Source organism: Actinophytocola sp. (assembly GCF_036555685.1).
Classification (GTDB): domain Bacteria; phylum Actinomycetota; class Actinomycetes; order Mycobacteriales; family Pseudonocardiaceae; genus Actinophytocola.
The window spans coordinates 1-18680 of the sequence record NZ_DATBKY010000260.1; the positions used below are offsets into that span (position 1 = coordinate 1).

Consider the following 18680-nt stretch of genomic DNA (forward strand, 5'->3'; position numbering starts at 1 on the left):
TCAGTTTGGTGTGGTCGGTGAGCATGACCGAGCCGGCGGTCTTGACCTCCTTGGTCGTCCCCCGCTCGGTGGCGAGCTTGCCCATCGGCATCTCCCACAGGTTCGCGAACCTGATCACCGTGAGGAACTCGGCATCCCGCCCGTCGATGGTGTTCGAGTAAACCGCCTTGGCCGGCCGGCTCTCGTGGTCCTGGGTCGCGAACGCGACGCCGGCCGCGGGAAACGCGGCCGCCAAGACCACCAGTAGACCTGCCAACACCCACCGAAACGCTCCGCGTCGCATTCCCTCACCCCGACTTCTGAGGACAGTTCGTACACCACCTCCTACGGTGCGCGATCGGGGACGTGTTCAGGGCCGGCGGGTAACGTCAGGCAATCGCAAGGCGGGCGTCGGCTCTGACGTCTACGCCTGGCCGGTGGCTTCGTCGAAGAACTGATGTGCGGCCACGGCGAGGCTTGCGATCGTCTCCTGGCTAAGCGCCGGGTCGCGGCGGCACAGCCAGGTGCGCAGGCCCGCGACAGGCAGGATCGTGACGTCGGTGACCACGCGCGGCTCTTCCATGGCGGTGCGCTCGGCAACGAGTACGCATTGAACGGCGCCTTCGCCGTCCGCCAGGGCCCTCAGGGCTGCCTGAACGGCGTCGGCCGTCACCCGGAGAGCCTGGAGATCTCTGATCGCGGGTCGTTCCCCGACCACGACCAGTCCGTTGTGGACATCCGTGCTGATCGGTCGATGCTCGTGCTGGATGAGGAACACGCCTTGCGGGCCGATGAGCAGATAACAGTACGGTGCAGACGGCTCCGGCACGGGCAGGAATGCCCAGCCCTGCCGTTCGAGGCGCGCGGCGACGGCCGCGATGCGGTACGGGCCGTGCTCGCTGGGCGACCAGCCGGCGAGGTGTCCGTGGCGCCGGTCCCACAACAGGAGTGTGCCGGTGATCGCCGCACCGGCGAGCAGTTCGAGTGGCCAGGCGAGCACCAAGGTCGTGAACAGGCCGCCAGTGGCGCCGATGACCGCGGCGGTGAGCCAGCGACGTGGCCGTGCGGCCCGCTGCAGTCCGGCGAACCAGTCGGCGGCAGTCCCCGGACCCTCGGGTGACATCGTGTTCCTCTCAGCCGAGTACGAAGTAGCGCAGCCACAGGTACGGCGCGGCAAGCGCGATGGTGATCATGGTGACGACAGCTCCTTTTCGGGTGAACTCCCAGAACGAGATCGGGTTGCCGGCACGTTTGGCGATGCCGATGACCACGACGTTGGCGCTGGCGCCGACCGCGGTGAGGTTGCCGCCGAAGTCCGCGCCCAGCGCCAGCGACCACCACAACGCCTCGGCGTGCACGGGGTTGGCGATGCTGTGGGACAGCTCGAGGACGAGCGGGCTCATCGTGGCCACGTAGGGGATGTTGTCGATGATCCCGGACAGCAACGCGGACACGACGAGGATCAGCATCACCGCGAGCAGGGCGTTGCCGCCGGTGGCGTCGGTGACCACGCGGGCGAGGTGTCCGATGACCCCGGCGTGCACCAGGGCGCCGACCATGATGAACAGGCCGGCGAAGAACAGCAGCGTCTCCCACTCCACCGACGCCAGGTAGTGCCTCGGCTCGCTGCGCGAGATCAGCACAAGCACGCCCGCGCCCAGCAGCGCGACGACCGACGGCGCGATGTGCAGCACGGAGTGGCTGACGAACGCGGCGAACACCGCTGCCAGCACGATCGCGCACTTGACCAGCAGCCGGCCGTCCTGGATGGCCTCGCGTTCGTCGAGCTCCATCACCTCTGCCGCGCGCGCCGGATCGGCGGCGAACGCGCCCCGGAACAACCAGGGCAGCACCAGCACGAACACGATCAACGCGATGATCACGATCGGTGCCATGTGCACGAGGAAGTCGTTGAACTCCAGACCCGCCCGGCTGGCGATGATGATGTTCGGCGGATCACCGATCAGCGTGGCGGCGCCACCGATGTTGGACGCGAACACCTCGGCGACCAGGAACGGCACCGGGTTGACCGCGAGCCGGTCGCACACCAGCAGCGTGACCGGGGCGATCAGCAGCACCGTGGTCACGTTGTCCAGCAACGCGGACGCGATCGCGGTGATCAACACCAGCAGCACCATCACCCGCCGCGGCGAGCCCTTGGCCCGCTTGGCCGCCCAGATGGCCGTGTACTCGAACACCCCGGTCCGCCGCAGCACACCAACGATGATCATCATGCCGAGCAGCAGGAAGATGACGTCCCAGTCGACGCCGGTCTCGTGCGAGTAGAACGCCTCGGCCGACCCCACCACGCCGAGCCCGAGCACGAGCCCGGCGCCACCCAGGGCAGCCGCGGTCTTGTGCACCCGCTCGGTCGCGATCAACACATAGGCGGCGACGAACACCGCCACCGCGACCCACATCGTCATGCCGACGCCACCACACCCAATCCAGTCGCCCGTGCAGAACCCCACTCGGCTGGAGTGGGCTGCCGACCAGACTTCCCGGCGCGCCACCCACCAACATGCCGCAACGGCGCGTACTACGCAAACCGGATCTTCTTGGCGGCCGCAGCCTCGGCATGTCGGTGCAGAAGGATGGCTGGCAGAACTCCTCAGTTGTCACATATCGGACGCAAGCGACCGGGTGGCGCCGCCGTACGCTGCGTCTATGCATGCAGAGGAGATGGCCGAGGAGTTCCCCGTGACGGCCGAGAACTCCGACGCCTGGACCGCGGTCACACAGCTCGCCGAGCTGCGACTACCCGGTCTGGTCGTCACCGATTCCGCCGGCCACCCCGTGTCGATCCTGCCGGCGTCACAGGTGGTGCGGATCCTGGTGCCGACCTATGTCCAGGACGACCCGTCCCTGGCCGGCGTGCTGTCCGAGTCGATGGCCGACCGGGTCGCCGACAAGCTGCGCGGCAAGACCGTCCAGGCACTGCTCCCCGACAAGACTCCGGAACTCGCGGTCGTCAACCACGACGACACGATCGTCGAGGTGGCCGCCGTCATGGCCCGGCTGCGCTGCCCCCTCGCGGCGGTCATGCACGGCGAGACCATGGTCGGCGTGATCACCGCGTCCCGGTTGCTGCAGCTGGCCCTGACAACGCCCGGCTGACCCGCCCGCACACGAGGGGCATTGGACGGACGGGAAGTGCTCGCCAAGCTGCTACGGGACGAGCGCCCGCGTGACATCCCCGTCGTCGTCCTGACCACGTCCGATGTGGAGGCTGATCGGGTGCGTGGGCACGCGCTCGGCGCCACGGCCTGCCTGACGAGGCCCGTCGACTTCGACAGCCTCGTCCAGATCGTGCGCGAGGGGGACGAGTCGCGCTTCAGCGTGGTCAGGTGGCCTCGCCGTCGCGCAGGTTCCTGATGAGGGCGGTGGACTTGCCGGCCACGACCCCCGCGACGAGCCGGTCGAGCACGGGGACGCGCGCGAGCCGCAGTGCGGCGCGCCGGATCCGTAGCTGGCCGGGGGTGACCGGCAGGAACCATCTCGCGCCGGCGCGCCCGGTTCGCTGCTTCTCGTCGGCCACCGGGCGCCACAGCCGCTCGTACGACGACAGGGCAGCGTCGATCGACCCCGCCCGGGCCAGTTGCTCGGCGAGCACGAAAGCCCCCGCCACACCCAGCGACGCGCCCTGACCGGCCAGCAGTGAGACGGCATAGCACGCATCCCCGAGGAGAACGATCCGGTCCCGGCTCCAGCGCGGCATCTCGATCTGGGCGACCACGTCGTAGTAGATCTCCGCCGACGGCGGGCACCGGTCGAGCGCGGTCGGCACCACCCACCCCAACCCGGCGTAGGCGGCGCGTACCGCGGCGCGGACATCGCGCGGCAGCGCGGGATCGGCGGTGCGGTGCACGGCGAACGCCGCCACGCGCCCGTCCCGCAGGCCGTAGAAGCCCATCTGGCGGCCTACGGTATCGGTCAGACAGGCGCGGTCACGCACCATGGCGTGAACGTCCGGGGCATCGACGACGAAGGCGGCGGTGTGGAAGCCGAGGTACCCTGCTCGGCTTCCCCACGGACCCCGCCGGCCGCACCTCGGCAGTAGGCCGGCCCTCTCGTTCGGTTGCCAGGTTCACCCGTGCCGTCACGCCGGCGAGCTTGTTGAGCGTGCGTTCGACCCTGGCCGCGCAGGTCATCCCACGCACCGCTAAGTCGACCGGGCGCGGCGAGGTACTCGTTGGCATGGGCCAGCCCTACGCGTGCAAATGACAAGTGTTGCGTAGTGCAATAGTTGCCGTGCGCGTGCTCGCTGCGCCGGCGCGCTATCCTGATGCTCCGCCGCATCCATCGCCGAGGAGGACGGTCAACCGTGAGACGAGCGTTCGCCGTCGCGCTCGCCGCGGTGGTGGCCATGCTCACGACCACACCGAGCGCGTGGGCAGACGTCGAACTCACGGCGAGCAGCCCGGCCGCCGGGGCGGAACTCGCGGCCGCACCGGAGAAGATCGCGCTGACGTTCAGCGTCCCCATCGACCCCGATCTCGCCGTCATCTGGGTCAGCTGCGGCAGCACCACCTGGCGAGTAGGCGCGATCACCGCGAACGGCAGCACCCTGAACATGCCGGTCACCCCCACCGGACCGACCGGACGGTGCCGCGTCCAGTTCAACGTCATCACCGACGACGAAGAGGCCCTCCAAGGCGAGGTCGGCTTCACGTTGCGGGGGCCAGTCGCCGGAACTCGGCCGGCACCGCAGGCCGCGGCGCCCACACCGGCCCCGAACTCTGATCCGATCACCGGCGGTGACCTGCCGTACTGGGTGAAAGTCCTGCTGGGCGTGCTCGCCCTCGGCATGCTGGCGGCCGGCACGGTCGTGCTGCGCCGCGGCCGACGGCCGCCCGGCGGCTGGTGACAAACCGACACCGGCGGAATTTCAACCGAACGTCCACAAGCGACCGTGACGAACGAGCCCGGGACGAGTCGCCGACGAACAACGCCCGCCCGACGACAACCTGCCGTCCGGGGTGGACAACGCGACCTCGCACCCATCGCCGTCGACGTCGTGGAACGGACGAACGAGCTTGCGACGTTGCGCACCGCGGACGTCCCGCCGCACCGGCGCGCCAGCACCCACGTTGGGGGCCGGGCCCTCCGCGACTTCGCGACGCGACGACGTGGTGATCGCGACGAAGATCCACGGTCCGATGCGGGCCGGTCCCAACAGCGGTGGTCTGTCCCGCAAGGTGATCATGACCGAGATCGACGCCAGCCTCCGGCGGCCGGGCACCGACTACGTCGATCTCTATCAGATCCATCGCCGGGATCGCGGCACGCCGATCGAGGAGACGCTCGAGTGCCTGCACGACCCGCGACCCTTCCCCGTGCCCGGCCCCGAACCATTCGCCGTGTACCGAAACCACGCATGAGCGTAGCCGATCCACACGGCCAACTTGGCGACAAACGATAGAAGGCATCTTCGGTGATCCAGCCCCACAACTGGGCGTGGGCCACGACCGCGCTCACGCGGCTGCGGCAGATCGAATCCGGTGAGCGGTGCATCGTCGGGGCGATGGAACATGAACCGGCGCGTTGGTCACGGTGCAGGAACGAGGTGGAGGGGTGTGGCCGTGCTCCGGAGCACCTTCACCTGGCTGGGCGCGGGCGTGGCGCTGGTAGCGGGTATCCCGACACACCTCCCCAGTGAATGGAGAACCGATTGCTCAAGTCACTTACCCGCGGCGCGCCCCAACGTCGCGACTTCGGCCTTCGGTTGGATTCCCACAGACGTTTGCAGGCCGGCCTGTACACGCTGAGAATGAGCTGACCAAGCTCTCGAAGCTGTCGTCAAGCAGAGATCGTTTTCATCGATCAGATCATCCGAGGCGTGCAAGCCGGGGACTGTCTCAATTACCGACGACGCGCGGGCGCGACGGTGGACGCGTCGGCGCCTGGCCTGCCCGTCTGTAACCACGCGGTGGGACCGGGAACGTCACGCGTGTTGCGATTCGGTTAGAACGGTCGGAGCAAACTCTCACTCGACTGCACTCGTCCGGGGTTGGAGCGGACACGAACCGTGGCGGGTCCGCCGTTTCCCGGTAGCTCGTCCGGCTTATTGCCTGGCTCTCGACATCTAGGCAGGCTGGGGCGACTGCGGGCAATCCTGTTTTCGGTCCTGGGGCCGAAGAATGGGCTCGCTGCCTGTGGCCATTTCCATCCCTGCGGAAAGGAATTCCATGAGCACTCTCGAGTTGACCAGAGTCGAGGACGTCATCGCGGCGTGGCGTAGTGGTGAGGCGCTGGACGACAACCCGGCCGGCCCGCTGTTCTCTGGTGTGCACACCGAGGCCGACATCACCATGACGGGTCCCGGGCAGTCCGGTCGCTGCGGTACCGCGTGCTCCGGTTCTTCGATCTACCAGTGCTGCTGACCGAGCACCGGAGGGCCGCCCGCGCGCCGCGGGTGGCCCTCTGCCGGAGCCACGACCGCCTCGAGAGCCGCGGATGATCACCGAGCGGGACACGACCGAACAGTTCGACCGGTCCGTCGACGCCATGCTCGAGCCGGCGCTTGACACGCTTGCCGAGCGGCTGCGGGCCGTCGCGGGGCTCGCCGCGGGCGAGAGGGCCGCGATCGCCGCCGGCGCCGCTACCGCCTTGCGGCAGACGGTCCTGCGCAAGGTGAGCCGCGTGCTGGTGCTCGAACTGAACGCCGCCCGGCTGACGGGGACGCTCACCGCGACGGACAGCGCCGGCCGGTGGACCGAGTTCGTCGACCGCACCTGTGCGCCCGGCTACTGGGACACGCTCACGCGGCACTACCCGACCCTGCAGCGGCGCCTGCGCTCCGTCATCGGCAACCGGGTCGCCGCGGCGGTCGAGCTGGGCACCCGGTTCACCGCCGACCGCGCCGCGCTCCCCCGGCTCACCGGCGCGGACCCCGGTGAGCTGCGGGCGGTGTCGTTCGGAGAGGGGGACAGCCATCGGGGCGGACGGACGGTCGCGATCCTCGCCTGCGCCGGGTGTCACGTCGTGTACAAGCCGCGGTCGCTGGGCGTGGACCGGGCGCTCGCCGGCCTGCTGGCCACCGTCCTGCCCGATGAGGAGGACGCGATCCGCGTACCTCGGGTGCTCGAGCGTGACGGCTACGGCTGGGCCGAGCACGTGGCCCACCGCTACTGCGCCGATGAGGGCGAGCTTCGCCGTTTCTACCGCAACCTCGGCCGCTGGCTCGCGGTCATGCGGTTGATCGGTGGTACCGACCTGCACCAGGAGAACCTCATCGCCGCGGGCCCGGTCCCTGTGGTCATCGACTGCGAGACGCTGTTCACGCCCACCCAGCCCGCACCGGCGTCCGGCTACGGCGAAGCCGTGGATGCCGCGCTGGCCATGGTTACCGGCTCGGTGCTCGGCACCGGCCTGCTGCCCGGCCGGGGGCTCGCGCTCGGGTGGCGGGGCATCGACACGTCGGCTATCGGCTCGCTGCCTGGACAGCAGCCCACGCCGGACGTGCCCGTGATCGTCGACGCGGGCACCGACGAGGCGCGCATCGGGCTCGCGAAGGCGCCGCGTGCGCCGGCCGCGAACCATCCGGCTCCGGAGCCGGTGCTCGGCAGGTACTGGGACCACGTGGTGTCCGCCTTCACCGAGCTGACCGGCCGGCTGCACGAGCTCGACGCCGCCGGCGCGCTCGACGCCCCTCTCGCGGCGTTCGCCGACCAGCCGGTGCGCGCGGTGGTGCGCAGCACGGAGACCTACGCGGAGCTGGGCCGGATGCTCTGGCATCCGGCCTCGCTGCACGACGAGGGAACCGCCGTCGGCCGGGCCGCCGACCTGCTCGAGAAGCACGCGGGCAACGCCCCGGACGCGCCCGGCGCACCCGCGGTGATCGCCGCCGAGGTCGCCGAGCTACTCGTCGGCGACATCCCGTACTTCGCGACGACGCCGGCCTCCGGGGTGCTTTCCGGGCCGGGCGGTACCCGGTGGGGGCGCGCCGTGGACGTGGTCGCCGAGGCCCGGGACCGGTGGCGTGGCACCGATCCCGGCGTCGACCGCCGGGTGATCCAGGCGGCGCTGGTGAGTGCGTACCTGAACGAGGGCTGGCTGCCCGAGCCGGTCCGTCGCCTACCCTCCACTGTGGACAGCGAGCGGCTCGACCGGCGCCGGCGGGCTCTCGCCGCGGACATCGTGCGAGAGGTGGTGGCCACCGCCATCCGGGGTACCGACGGCACCGCAGCGTGGGTGGCGCCGACCCTGAACCCGACCGGCTGGGCGGTGCAGTCACTGAGCGCGGACCTCTACAGCGGGTTGTCCGGTGTGGCCCTGCTGCTCACCGGCTACCTGCGGGAGACCGCGGCCGGCCGGGCCGACCCCGTGCCGGGCGTCGATGACCTGCTGGCCGCGACCGTGCGGACGATGCGCCTCGCCGAGCAACGCTGGCTCGCCGACACCGCGGCCGGCGTACCGCTGCGCCCCGAACCGGCCGGCGGCTACGTCGGGCTCGGCTCGCGCGTGACCGGCTGGCTGCTGCTGTACCAGCTCGGCGTGGTCGGCGACGAGGCGCTCGAGTCGGCTGCGACCCTCGCGGGCCAGCTGCCGCGCGCGGTGGTCGACGACACCGAATATGACATCCTCGTCGGTCGCGCCGGCGCGGTGGTGCCCTTGCTGCGGCTCGCCGAACACACCGGTGACGCCGCGTGGACGGAGCTGGCGAGCATGATCGGCGACCAGCTCGTCGCCGAGGGCGAACCCGCGGAGTCGGGTGCCGGCGTCGACCTGGTCTCGTGGCCCAACAAGCAGTTCCCGGAGGGCATCGGCGGCTTCGCGCACGGCGTGACCGGCATCGGCTGGGCCCTCGCGCGGCTCGCGGCGGTCACCGGCGACCCGGCCCACGCCGACACCGCGCGGGCGGCGTTCGCGTACGAGGAGACGTTGTATGACGACGAGCAGCGCGGCTGGCGCGACCTACGCGAGGACGGGCACATCGGCGCCGGGTGGTGCCACGGCGCCGGCGGCATCGGCATCGCCGCGCTCGACCTGTGGCGCCACACGGGCGAACCCGGATGGACTGACGTGATCCAGCGGGCCGCGGCGTCCGGCTGGGCGCGCGGGACCGGCTGGAACCACACCCTCTGCCATGGAGACCTCGGCCTGTGGGAGCTTGTGGCCGACGCGGCCGCGGCCGGTCTCGCACCCCCCGGGACGGACCGGCGGACGGTGACCGCGTACATGATCTCCGTGCTGGAGGAGTTCGGCGTAGTCACGGGCATGGCGCGGGACGCGTTCAGCCCCGGTCTGCTGCCGGGTGCGGGCGGCATCGCCTACCAGATGCTGCGCCTGCACCCGGACTGCACGCTGCCCTCGGTACTGCTTCCGGATCCCGGCGGCCCGGCATGACCGCGACGACCGGCACGGCCGAGCCCGAGCTGGAGATGGACACGCCGTACTGGCAGCTCGACCAGCACGCCGCGACCCTCACCGTTCCCCAGCTGATCCGCAGGCTGCCGGCCAGCCTGCGCCCCGTCCTGGCCATCATCCGGCGCACCGCGCCCCGCGCCGCCCTGACCATCGTGGGCCTTCAAGTGGCGTCCGGGACGGCGTTCGCGTTCGGACTGCTTGCCACAACGGGCGTGCTGGAACAGCTGTTCACCGAAGGCCCCACCGCCGATCGCGTGCTCGCGGCGCTGCCGTCGCTGCTGTTCGTGGTGGGCGCGTTCGCGGTGCGCGGCCTGCTGGACACCGGAGTGGCGCTCGCACACGCGCACGTCGTGCCCGCGGTGCGCCGGGCCGCCGAAGAGCAGCTCGTCCACTCGGGACTCGGTGTCGAGCTGGCCGCGTTCGACGATCCCGAGTTCTACGACCGGCTGCACCGCGCCCGCGACCGCGGCGTCTTCTACCTGGAACGCGCCACCGACAACCTGGTGGAGCTGCTGGGGTCGGCGTTCGCGGTACTCGCGGCGGCGGGCAGCCTGGGCGTGCTGCACCCCGTGCTGCTGCCGGTGCTGGCGCTGTCCGTGGTGCCGGACGGCATCGCCGTGGTGCGCTCGGCGCGGCTGGGCTACGCGACGATGGCCCGGACGGTCACGCTGAACCGCCGCGAACGGATGCTGTCCGACCTCGCCACCGAACGGGAGCCGGCGCCCGAGATCCGCGCGTGCCAGGCGGAGGCGTTCGTGCGGGTGGAGTACCGCGCGGTCGCGGACCGGCTGCAGGAGCAGGAGACCTCGGTCGGGCTGGGTCAGGCACGGGTCCGGGCCGTGGGGCGAGCCCTGTCCGGCGTGGCGATGGGGCTGACGATCGTCCTGCTCGGCGTGCTGCTCCAGGCGGGCTGGGTGCCGCTGGCGGTCGCGGGTACCGCGCTGATCGCGATCCGCTCGGCATCGGCGGCGCTCGGCCGGCTGGTGCTGGCCGCGAACCTGGTGTTCGAGCAGGGGCTCTACGTCGCGGACTACGAGACCTTCCGGGCGGACGCGCTGGCCCGTACCCGGCCACGGACCGACCGAGTCGCGCCGGTCGACCCGGCCCGCATCGAGCTGCACGGCGTCGGGTTCCGGTACCACGGCGCGGACCGGCCCGCCCTGTCCGCGATCGACCTCACCATCCACAGTGGACAGGTGATCGCGCTCGTCGGGGAGAACGGCTCCGGCAAAACGACGCTCGCCAAGCTGATCACCGGCCTGTACCGGCCGACTGAAGGAAAGATCACCTGGGACGGCGTGGATCTCTCCGAACTCGACCCGGTCAGCGTCGGCGACCGGGTGGGCATGGTGGCGCAGACGCCGGTGCGCTGGCCGCACGACGCGCGCACCAACATCCGGCTGGGGCGCCCTGAACGCGTGGACCCCGACGACGCGGCGCTGCGCGCGGCGGCATCGTCGTCCGGGGCAGCCGAGGTGGTCGCGGAACTGCCGGACGGGTGGCGCTCGTTGCTGTCTCGGTACTTCCGCGGGGGCACCGAGCTGTCCGGCGGGCAGTGGCAGCGGCTGGCGGTCGCGCGCGGGCTGTTCCGGGACGCCCGCGTCCTGGTGCTGGACGAGCCGACCGCGGCCCTCGACGCGAAGGCGGAGTGGGCGGTGTACGAGTCGCTGCGCAGGCTCGCCGAGGGCCGCACGGTCGTGTTGATCACGCACCGGCTGGGCAGTGTCCGCGGCGCCGACCGCATCTACCTGCTCCACGAGGGCGAGCTGGCCGAGCAAGGCACGCACGTGGAGCTGATGGCGTCGGCCGGCCGGTATGCCGACATGTACCGGCTCCAGGCCGCCCTGTACGCCGAGCAGCTGCCCACCCCGTGAGCGACCGGTTCGCCGCGCTCGCGGCCGACATCGCGGGCGAGGTGTTCCGGCCAGGTGACGCCGGCCACCAGCTCGCGCGCAAGATGTTCATCGGCCGCCAGGACGAGGTGGTGCCCGACGCCGTCGTCGCCTGCGCCGGCGAGGACGACGTGCGGACCACGCTGGCTTTCGTGCGCCAGCACGGGATCCGGTTCGCGGTGCGCGGCGGCGGGCACAGCTTCGCCGAACACTCCACATCGGACGGAGTGGTCGTGGACCTGGGCGGGCTGGACACGGCCGAGGTGCTGGCCGACCGGGTGATCGTGGGCGCCGGGGTGCGCGTCGGCGCGCTCGCGGACCGGCTCGCTCGCCACGGGTTGGTGGTGCCGATCGGCTGGTGCCGCTCGGTCGGCGTGACCGGCGCCGTGCTCGGCGGCGGGTACGGGGTGCTCAGCCGCTACTACGGCCTCGGCGCCGACCACCTGCTCGCGGCCCGGGTACTCCTGTCCGACGGGCGAACCGTGCGCGCTGCCGCCGACGAGCACCCGGACCTGTTCTGGGCGCTGCGCGGAGCGGGTGGCGGCTCATTCGGCGTGGTGTTGTCCGTGGAGCTGCGCACCCGTCCCGCGGTGCCACTGGTGACACTGCGCGCGACGTGGCCGCACGAGCTGTCGACGACCGTGGTCGAAACGTGGCAACGCCATGCGCCGACGGCGCCGCGCGAGGTGAACGTCGAGCTCGCACTGTACGCCGGCGACTTCCCGGACGAGCCCGCGGCGGTGGCGTTGTTCGGCGTGGTCGTCGCCGACGACCCGACCGCAGCGCACGCTGTGCTGGACCGTTTCCCCTGCACCGCGGAGCAGCATGTGACGACGCTGCCCGCCAACCTCGCGGCGACGTTCTGCGACTACCCCGGTGACGCCGCCGAACACACGTTGCCCCGGCTTTCCCCGGGCGAGCGCGCCGCGCTGCGCCTTTCCCACGCGGGGTTCCTCGCCCATCCACTGCCGCGGCCAACGCTCGACGCGCTCACCGCGCACCTCGTCCAGGACCGCGCCTACGGCGTCTACCGCGACCTGGAGCTCATCCCATGGGGCGGTGCGATCGCGACCCCGCACGGCGGCGCGATCGCCCACCGGGACAAGGCATTCCTGGTCAAGCACACCGTACAGACCGGCACGCGCGCCACAGCCCGGATCCGCGCCGCGGCGACCGCCTGGGTCGGCGCGTCGTACGCGATCACCCATCCCGCCGGCGCAGGCACCGGCTACCCGAACTACCCCGACCTCGCCCATGCCGGCGACCCAGCCCACTACTACGGCGAGCACCTTCCCCGCCTGCGCGACGTCAAGGCCGCATACGACCCGACCGGGATGTTTCGTTGCGGTGTCGGCTGGGAACCAGCGCAAACGATCGGGCCGGGACAGCCAGAGCCGCCAACACCACCGTCCCCCGGCCGCGAGCTCCCAGGTCAATAGCCGCTCCCTCGAAACGCCGCGCATCGAGCCGTCACGTTCCACTCGGACACACGACGCCAACCACACGGCGACAGCCGCCTGCCTGACTGACATTCGTATCAACCGGACGTGGATGCTCCGATTCTCAGTCGCAGAAGCAGTCCGTCAACATCTGCGCGCATGCTCACCGTCCATTCGCGCATGCTGAGCAGTTCGAACCGCACGCCGGCATCCAGGAGGAGTTGGTGACGCCCGCGCGGCGAGCCGCCGCACGCGGGAGCGGTGATCACCGGCGGGCCGTCTCGAGCCGGTGCCGCAGCCGACTCAGCACGCCCCTTCTGTGCAGGAATGTCGCACCGGCGCTGACGAATGTCACACCGGTGCCGGCCGCGGCGGCGCTGAGCAGGACGTTTCCGTCCGCGGCCGCGCCCGCGGCCGCGATGATCCCCGCAGCTCCCGCGACCAACGACCCGAGCCCGACGTGTGCGTCCAGCCGCCGTACATGGCCCGCCAGGACCCCGCCCACCCCGATGCCGGCAAGAATTGCCGCCAGGCCCAGGAGAATGGTTCCTCCCGTCATGGCGACCGTGCCGAGTATCGCGAGGATGACAGCGAAAGCCGCCACCTGGATCGGAGCGATTCGCAGGACGCCCCGCACGACGTACGCCACGGTCTCGACGAAGGACCTGCCCGCTCACATCGCCACCAGGCCGACCAGCACGAGGAGTCCACCCAGGACCGCCGAGAGCAACGAGCCGCGGCCGGTGAGTCCGGGTGGCGGTGAGATCGCGTCGGCGATTAGGCCGCCTCCGCTACTTACCAGCGCGACTGCGGCGAGAAGGGCCAGCCGATCGGCTGGTTCGAATCGGATCACCGTGGCACCGAAGGTGGCGAGGGCCGCCACCAGCACCGCGATGACGGAGACGGTCGCACCCGCGACCATCGCCACGACGATCGCGACGAGCGCGACGCACAGCAAGCCCCGAACCGTCCACACCACGAGACCGAAGTCCGGCCGGAACCTGCGCAACCACACCGCGGCCATCCCAGTTCCCGCCACCGCCAACGCGATGACAACGACGCGGTAACCGAGGTCGCTGCTCAGCAGGTTGGTCCCCATCGCCAAGGCAACAGTCGCCAGCCAACCCGACACCCGAGCCACCCACGGCTGAGCGGGCCGACCCCGCGGAACTGCCATCACACCAGTGCGCCGGGTCTCCGGCCGGCTCAACAAGGTTGTCATCGCCTGACCGGCAACTTGTGGTCGCGGCACGCCGCCCAACGAACTTGCCGACCTCGTTACTGATGACGCTCGCCGAATCGCTGAGCCAATCGAACTAGCTGAGGTGCTCGATCTGACATATGGCGTGGTCGTAGGCGCGGTCGGCATAGACCCGCACACGACTCGATCTCACCCGTGATGGCGCTTCTGGACCGACGCCCAAGCATCGGGGGTGACCGACCGTCGACCTGAATGCTGCACGTCTCTGTTATGGTCCGCTGCCTCAGACTTCGCTGAGCGCCTCAACGGTGCGGGGACCGTCGATGTGCTATCACACACGAACCGAATGGAGTTCCCCATGCCGCACGGCTTGTTCCGGCGGGCTGCGGTGCCGGTGGTACTGGCCGCGTCATTGCTCACGGGAGGTCTCGCGAGCCCCGCGAGCGCACAGGAACCCGTCGACCTCTGCGAGACGTTGGCGGTGACGATCACGTTCGACGACGCGGCGTACGCGGGCGGCGACACCGCGACGTTGACGATCACGGTCACCAACAACGGGCCGAACGCATTGCAGGGCCTCACGACCGGCAGCGGTGGCGGCCAGCCGAACGAGCTGGTGTGGGACAGCAGCAACTGGGGCGAGCTCGACAGCACCGACGACGCACCGGGCATGTCCATCGGCGCGGGCGAGACACGGACGGTCGCCGGCACCGGACTGGTTCCCGCAACCGCCGCGGACTACGGCAACGTCTACGTCCTCGCGCCCTTCCTGCTCAAGGACGGCAGCAACACGTGCAGTCCCGCGTTCACCGCGGAGGCCGACGTAGCGGGGAAGGTCGGCGATCTGACCGGCAAGGCGGTCAACGTGCGCAACGGCGCTGGAGTGCGGGGCGCAATCATCGCCGTGTACGAGATCAGCGAAGAGTCGCCGTGCCGCGCCGTCACCACCTCCGGCGCCGACGGTGTCTTCACCTTCACCGGCCTTCCCGCCGGCCACTACATAGCACAGTACGTGCCGCCGCACGGCTGGCGCGGCACCGAGGGCTACAGCGAGGAGGCGGCCGTGGGAGCCGACAACCGGCCGCTGACGTTCCGGATCGAGCGAGGAGCGTCGGGCATCCCGTACGAGTCACCGGCCGGCTGCCCCGACATCGCACCGCCGACCTCCGCACCGCCGACGACCTCGACCGCCGGCATCGCGCCGGCCGCGCAAGGCAGGACGGCCCCGGCACTAGCGGACACCGGCGGCGTGCCGACCGAGCTCGTGCCGGTCGGCCTCGGCCTCCTCCTCGCCGGTGGAGCCGCGGTCCACGCTGCTCGACGCGGCCGGGCTCGCCATCCTGCATAACGGACAACCGATGGCGGGCGCGAACTGCTCCCGGCAGCGTGCGGTCGAGCCCACCGGAGCGCGTCACTGATCGTCGCCCCTGCCGCGGGGCACCGGTCGCACCGGTAGACCGGTGGTCCTGCCGGGCGCTCGTGTGTGAGTGTCGCTTGCCCGTTCGGCGCCGAGCTGGTGAGCGTCGCCCTGCGCAGCCCCGACGGCGAATGTAACCGGGGCGCTGACCCCTTCACTTCCCTACGGAGCCATTAGCCGGATCGCTGCTCAACGCTGCGTCCGGCTCCCGCGGGCGTTGCCCCATACGCCGACAGGCCGCCAGGCGGACGATCCGAGGGGCAGAAACCGTCGAGGGAGCGAATCTTCGGAGCCATGAAATCTCCGGCAATTCCGGTGATCTCCGAAGAATGCGTGTCGAGCGCGAGGTTCCCGACTCGTGAGCGCAAACGATCCGAAGCCGTCGACGACGGCGGATTTCCGTCATCTGGGGCGTACGAGGAGCACCAAGCCACGACGCACAGGGGAAAGGTCGATGGACGCCGTAAGCCCAGATCGATTGCAGTACGAACATCAGGTCAGGGAGCCGGGTGCATCCAGCCGTCCAGGTCCGGAACGCGGCCCTTGTGAACGTCGAGCAAGGTTTGGCGGAGGCGCATGGTTACCTCACCAGCCTCGCCGGTGCCGATTGTCCACTCCGCGCCGTTGTCGTGGACTTGACCGACCGGGGTGATGACGGCGGCGGTGCCGCAGGCGAATGCTTCGGTGACCACGCCGCTCGCGGCTTCGTCGCGCCACTGCTCTACCGTGAAGCGCTCCTCGCGGACGCGGTGGCCCAGACGGGCAGCGAGGGTGAACACCGTGTCGCGGGTGACCCCGGGAAGCAGGGTGCCGGTCAGTGGTGAGGTCACCAGCTCGACGGTGTCGCCGAGACGGCGTACCAGGAACAGGTTCATGCCGCCGAGTTCCTCCACGTATCGGTGCTCCGCGGAGTCGAGCCACACCACCTGCTGGCAGCCGGCCTCCTGGGCCCTACGTTGGGCGTGGAAGGCACCCGCGTAGTTCGCGGCGCATTTGACGTCGCCGGTGCCACCTGGGAAGGCGCGTGGCTGGTCTCGACTGACCCACACGCGTACGGGTTCGAGGACGTGGCCGAAGAAGCCGCCCGCCACGAACGCCATCATCATGAACGTGTACTCCCGCGACGGCCGCAACATCAGGTTGGCCTCACTCGCGAACAACAGCGGCCGCAAGTAGAGGCTGATGTCGGGGTCGTCGTCGATCAGGTGCCCGTCGGCCGCGACGATCTCCGCCACCGCGCTGAGGAACATCTCCTCGGGCACCTCGGGCATCGCCATGCGGGCAGCGGAGCGCTGGAACCGGCGGGCGTTCTCGCGGGGCCGGAACACCGCCATCGATCCGTCGGCCTGGCGGTGTGCTTTGAGCCCCTCGAAGACGACCTGGCCGTAGTGGAGTCCGATCATGCCGGGGTGCATCGCGAAGTCGGCCAGCGGGCCGGTCCGGGCCCGCGACCAGCCCCGGCCTTCGGTCCAGGTGGCGGTGACCAGGTGGTCGGTGAACACCGCGCCGTGCTCGGCGGGGGTGGTGCGCTGCAGCTCGACGGTCATGGCTGTGCTCCTTGTCAGACGAGGGGGGCGAAGAAGTAGGTGTCGCGCCGGGCGATCGCGGAGTCGCGGGTGAGTTCGAAGAAGTCGGCGAAGCGCAGGTCGACGGGCGAGCCGTCGTGGGACTCGCCGTGGAACTCGCCGTGCACGCCGACGCGGGCGCCCTCGGTGATCACGGCGGTGAGGGTGTGCCTGCCCGAGCGGATGGGCCGCAGTTCGACGTAGAAGTGCGCGATGGCGTCCGTGCCGTGGAACGGCGCGTGCCCAGGGCGGTGGTAGACGGCGTCGGGGGTGAACAGGGCGACCGAGCCGAGCAGGTCGCCGTCGTCGATCAGGTCGAAGTAGTGCCGGACGGTGTCGGCGTGGGTTCGGGTCACGAGAGTGGCCATGGATCTGCTCCTGGGTGGGGTCGGGTCAGCGGGCGAGTCGGTCGGCCAGAATGGGACCGATCTGCGCCAGGGCGGCGGGGCCGGCCATGGTCCCGTGGGTGGCGGCCACCGGGACGACGCACAGGTCCCCGGTGACGTGCGGCCGCCACAGGCCGGGATCGGGTGAGCCGGTGCCGTCGGTTGCGGCGAAGAACAGCAGGTCGCCGTCGAAGACCCCGGACGTCGTGGTGCGGGTGATGGTCACGGCGGCGGCGAACACCGCCACCACGGCGGCGGCCGCGGCGGTGTGTGACAGCGGGCCACCATCCAATCCGAGCAGCGCGGGCAGTGCCTCCGCCGTCACCGGCTCGTCGGGGACGTCGCGTCCGAGCGAGGCGAGCACAGCCGCGACGGTCGCTGGATCGTCGGGCGACATGGCCGTGGCGATCGGGTTCTCGGTGAACGGGTAGCCGTCGAGCACCGCGAGCAGGGCCACCTCCTCACCGTCCGCGCGCAGGCGGGTGGCGATGGAGTGCGCGACACCGCCGCCGAACGACCAGCCGAGCAGGTGGTACGGGCCCGCGGGCTGGACCTCGCGGATCAGCCGGAGGTAGTCGTCGACCATCTCGCCCGGATCGGTCACCACCGCACCGGAGAGGCCGCGTGCCTGCAGGGCGTGGATCGGGCCCGGCACGTGCCGCAGCAGTCCGGAGTAGACCCAGCCGAAGCCGGCCGCCGGGTGCACGCAGAACAGGGGTGGCGTCGTGCCGTCGGTGCGCAGCGGCAGCATCGGGGTCAGCGGGTCGGACGTCTCCCCTAGCCGTGGTGCGAGCCGGGCGACGGTCGACGCCTCGAACAGCGAACGGATGCTCGTCGGCACCCCGAGGTCCCGCTCGATCATGCCCGCGAGCCGGGTCGCCAGCAGCGAGTGCCCGCCGAGGGCGAAGAAGTCGTCGTCGACGGTGACCGAGGACAGACCGAGCACCTCGGCGAACAGCCCGCAGAGCACGACCTCCCGCTCGGTGCGCGGTGCCCGGCCGGAGCTCGAGTACTCCGGGGCTGGCAACGCCCCGCGGTCGAGCTTGCCGTTCGAGGTCATCGGCAGCTCGTCGAGCACGACCACCACCGGGACCATGTGGGCGGGCAGCGTCTCCTCGACGAAGGCCCGCAGCTCGTCTGTGTCCACATCGGACGCGACGACGTACGCGACGAGCCTGCTGTCGCCCGGCCGATCCTCGCGGACGTCGACGGCCGCCCTGGACACCGCGGGGTGGTGCAGCAGCGCCTGTTCCACCTCGGCGCGTTCGATCCGGAAGCCGCGCACCTTGAGCTGGTCGTCGGCGCGGACCACGAACTCCAGCGCACCGTCGCGGAGGCGGGCGAGGTCGCCGGTGCGGTACATCCGCTGCCCCGGGTCGCCGAACGGGTCGGGCACGAACCGCTCGGCGGTGGCGCCGGGCGGGCCCCCCGA

At 70.9% G+C, this 18680-nt stretch carries 17 protein-coding genes and 1 pseudogene; 9 read left to right on the plus strand and 9 right to left on the minus strand.

Annotated features, from left to right (window positions below):
- The 3 genes from VH969_RS26010 to VH969_RS26020 form a co-directional block, all read right to left on the minus strand.
- The coding region (locus tag VH969_RS26010; protein ID WP_331978779.1) for a DUF4142 domain-containing protein at positions 1–241 on the minus strand (241 nt) is incomplete at its 3' end.
- Positions 242–403: 162 nt separating this feature from the next.
- Positions 404–1102, minus strand: coding sequence for a hypothetical protein (locus VH969_RS26015; protein WP_331978781.1), 699 nt, complete (start codon positions 1100–1102; stop codon positions 404–406).
- Between the two features lie 10 nt (positions 1103–1112).
- On the minus strand, positions 1113–2405 hold the full coding sequence (locus VH969_RS26020; RefSeq protein WP_331978783.1) for an ArsB/NhaD family transporter: 1293 nt from the start codon (positions 2403–2405) through the stop codon (positions 1113–1115).
- Between the two features lie 241 nt (positions 2406–2646).
- On the opposite strand from VH969_RS26020, the gene VH969_RS26025 reads away from it, so the two are divergent.
- Positions 2647–3096, plus strand: a complete 450-nt coding sequence (locus VH969_RS26025; protein WP_331978785.1) for a CBS domain-containing protein — start codon at positions 2647–2649, stop codon at positions 3094–3096.
- A gap of 21 nt (positions 3097–3117) precedes the next feature.
- Positions 3118–3354, plus strand: a complete 237-nt coding sequence (locus tag VH969_RS26030) for a response regulator (protein ID WP_331978787.1) — start codon at positions 3118–3120, stop codon at positions 3352–3354.
- Here the strand turns inward: VH969_RS26030 and VH969_RS26035 are convergent.
- Positions 3323–3991: pseudogene (locus VH969_RS26035) on the minus strand (FAD-dependent oxidoreductase); the annotation flags it as partial. The gene VH969_RS26030 and the pseudogene VH969_RS26035 overlap by 32 nt on opposite strands.
- Before the next feature lie 312 nt (positions 3992–4303).
- Between VH969_RS26035 and VH969_RS26045 the strand changes: the two are divergent.
- The 6 genes from VH969_RS26045 (at position 4304) to VH969_RS26070 (ending at position 12679) form a co-directional block, all read left to right on the plus strand.
- Positions 4304–4846 carry a copper resistance protein CopC gene (locus VH969_RS26045; RefSeq protein ID WP_331978789.1) on the plus strand — a complete coding sequence of 181 codons (543 nt, stop codon included), beginning with the start codon at positions 4304–4306 and terminating at the stop codon, positions 4844–4846.
- Between the two features lie 292 nt (positions 4847–5138).
- Entirely contained in the window at positions 5139–5360 is a 222-nt protein-coding gene (locus tag VH969_RS26050) for an aldo/keto reductase (protein ID WP_331978811.1), read from the plus strand.
- 807 nt (positions 5361–6167) lie between these two features.
- On the plus strand, positions 6168–6362 hold the full coding sequence (locus tag VH969_RS26055) for a DUF6229 family protein (RefSeq protein ID WP_331978791.1): 195 nt from the start codon (positions 6168–6170) through the stop codon (positions 6360–6362).
- Positions 6363–6435: 73 nt separating this feature from the next.
- On the plus strand, positions 6436–9327 hold the full coding sequence (locus VH969_RS26060) for a type 2 lanthipeptide synthetase LanM family protein (RefSeq protein ID WP_331978793.1): 2892 nt from the start codon (positions 6436–6438) through the stop codon (positions 9325–9327).
- The gene (locus VH969_RS26065; protein WP_331978795.1) at positions 9324–11222 is read left to right on the plus strand and encodes an ABC transporter ATP-binding protein; all 1899 of its coding nucleotides are present in this window, start codon (positions 9324–9326) and stop codon (positions 11220–11222) included. The genes VH969_RS26060 and VH969_RS26065 overlap by 4 nt, the downstream gene beginning before the upstream one ends.
- Complete coding sequence (locus tag VH969_RS26070) at positions 11219–12679, plus strand: FAD-binding oxidoreductase (RefSeq protein ID WP_331978797.1); 1461 nt, start codon at positions 11219–11221, stop codon at positions 12677–12679. Before VH969_RS26065 ends, VH969_RS26070 begins: the two co-directional genes overlap by 4 nt.
- 265 nt (positions 12680–12944) lie before the next feature.
- Here VH969_RS26070 and VH969_RS26075 read toward each other — a convergent pair whose 3' ends face one another.
- Together VH969_RS26075 and VH969_RS26080 are read right to left on the minus strand one after the other, a co-directional pair.
- Positions 12945–13328 (minus strand): hypothetical protein, encoded by a 384-nt coding sequence (locus tag VH969_RS26075; protein WP_331978799.1) that lies wholly within the window; start codon positions 13326–13328, stop codon positions 12945–12947.
- A 24-nt stretch (positions 13329–13352) separates the two neighbouring features.
- The gene (locus tag VH969_RS26080) at positions 13353–13778 is read right to left on the minus strand and encodes a hypothetical protein (RefSeq protein WP_331978801.1); all 426 of its coding nucleotides are present in this window, start codon (positions 13776–13778) and stop codon (positions 13353–13355) included.
- A gap of 460 nt (positions 13779–14238) precedes the next feature.
- Between VH969_RS26080 and VH969_RS26085 the strand changes: the two genes are divergently transcribed.
- Positions 14239–15228, plus strand: coding sequence for a hypothetical protein (locus tag VH969_RS26085; RefSeq protein WP_331978803.1), 990 nt, complete (start codon positions 14239–14241; stop codon positions 15226–15228).
- A gap of 566 nt (positions 15229–15794) precedes the next feature.
- Here the strand turns inward: VH969_RS26085 and VH969_RS26090 are convergent.
- The 3 genes from VH969_RS26090 to VH969_RS26100 all read right to left on the minus strand — a co-directional run.
- Complete coding sequence (locus tag VH969_RS26090) at positions 15795–16844, minus strand: branched-chain amino acid aminotransferase (RefSeq protein ID WP_331978805.1); 1050 nt, start codon at positions 16842–16844, stop codon at positions 15795–15797.
- A gap of 14 nt (positions 16845–16858) precedes the next feature.
- Positions 16859–17230, minus strand: a complete 372-nt coding sequence (locus VH969_RS26095) for a nuclear transport factor 2 family protein (protein WP_331978807.1) — start codon at positions 17228–17230, stop codon at positions 16859–16861.
- Positions 17231–17255: 25 nt separating this feature from the next.
- A partial coding sequence (locus tag VH969_RS26100) for a thioesterase domain-containing protein (RefSeq protein ID WP_331978809.1) occupies positions 17256–18680 on the minus strand: 1425 nt, incomplete at its 5' end.

Excerpts from the sequence above, each read along its gene's own strand:
- VH969_RS26055 (WP_331978791.1), top strand. The coding sequence starts at position 6,168 with ATGAGCACTCTCGAGTTGACCAGAGTCGAGGACGTCATCGCGGCGTGG.
- VH969_RS26095 (WP_331978807.1), bottom strand. The coding sequence starts at position 17,230 with ATGGCCACTCTCGTGACCCGAACCCACGCCGACACCGTCCGGCACTAC.
- VH969_RS26060 (WP_331978793.1), top strand. The coding sequence starts at position 6,436 with ATGATCACCGAGCGGGACACGACCGAACAGTTCGACCGGTCCGTCGAC.
- VH969_RS26085 (WP_331978803.1), top strand. The coding sequence starts at position 14,239 with ATGCCGCACGGCTTGTTCCGGCGGGCTGCGGTGCCGGTGGTACTGGCC.
- VH969_RS26080 (WP_331978801.1), bottom strand. The coding sequence starts at position 13,778 with ATGGGGACCAACCTGCTGAGCAGCGACCTCGGTTACCGCGTCGTTGTC.
- VH969_RS26050 (WP_331978811.1), top strand. The coding sequence starts at position 5,139 with ATGCGGGCCGGTCCCAACAGCGGTGGTCTGTCCCGCAAGGTGATCATG.
- VH969_RS26020 (WP_331978783.1), bottom strand. The coding sequence starts at position 2,405 with ATGACGATGTGGGTCGCGGTGGCGGTGTTCGTCGCCGCCTATGTGTTG.
- VH969_RS26015 (WP_331978781.1), bottom strand. The coding sequence starts at position 1,102 with ATGTCACCCGAGGGTCCGGGGACTGCCGCCGACTGGTTCGCCGGACTG.
- VH969_RS26065 (WP_331978795.1), top strand. The coding sequence starts at position 9,324 with ATGACCGCGACGACCGGCACGGCCGAGCCCGAGCTGGAGATGGACACG.
- VH969_RS26025 (WP_331978785.1), top strand. The coding sequence starts at position 2,647 with ATGCATGCAGAGGAGATGGCCGAGGAGTTCCCCGTGACGGCCGAGAAC.
- VH969_RS26090 (WP_331978805.1), bottom strand. The coding sequence starts at position 16,844 with ATGACCGTCGAGCTGCAGCGCACCACCCCCGCCGAGCACGGCGCGGTG.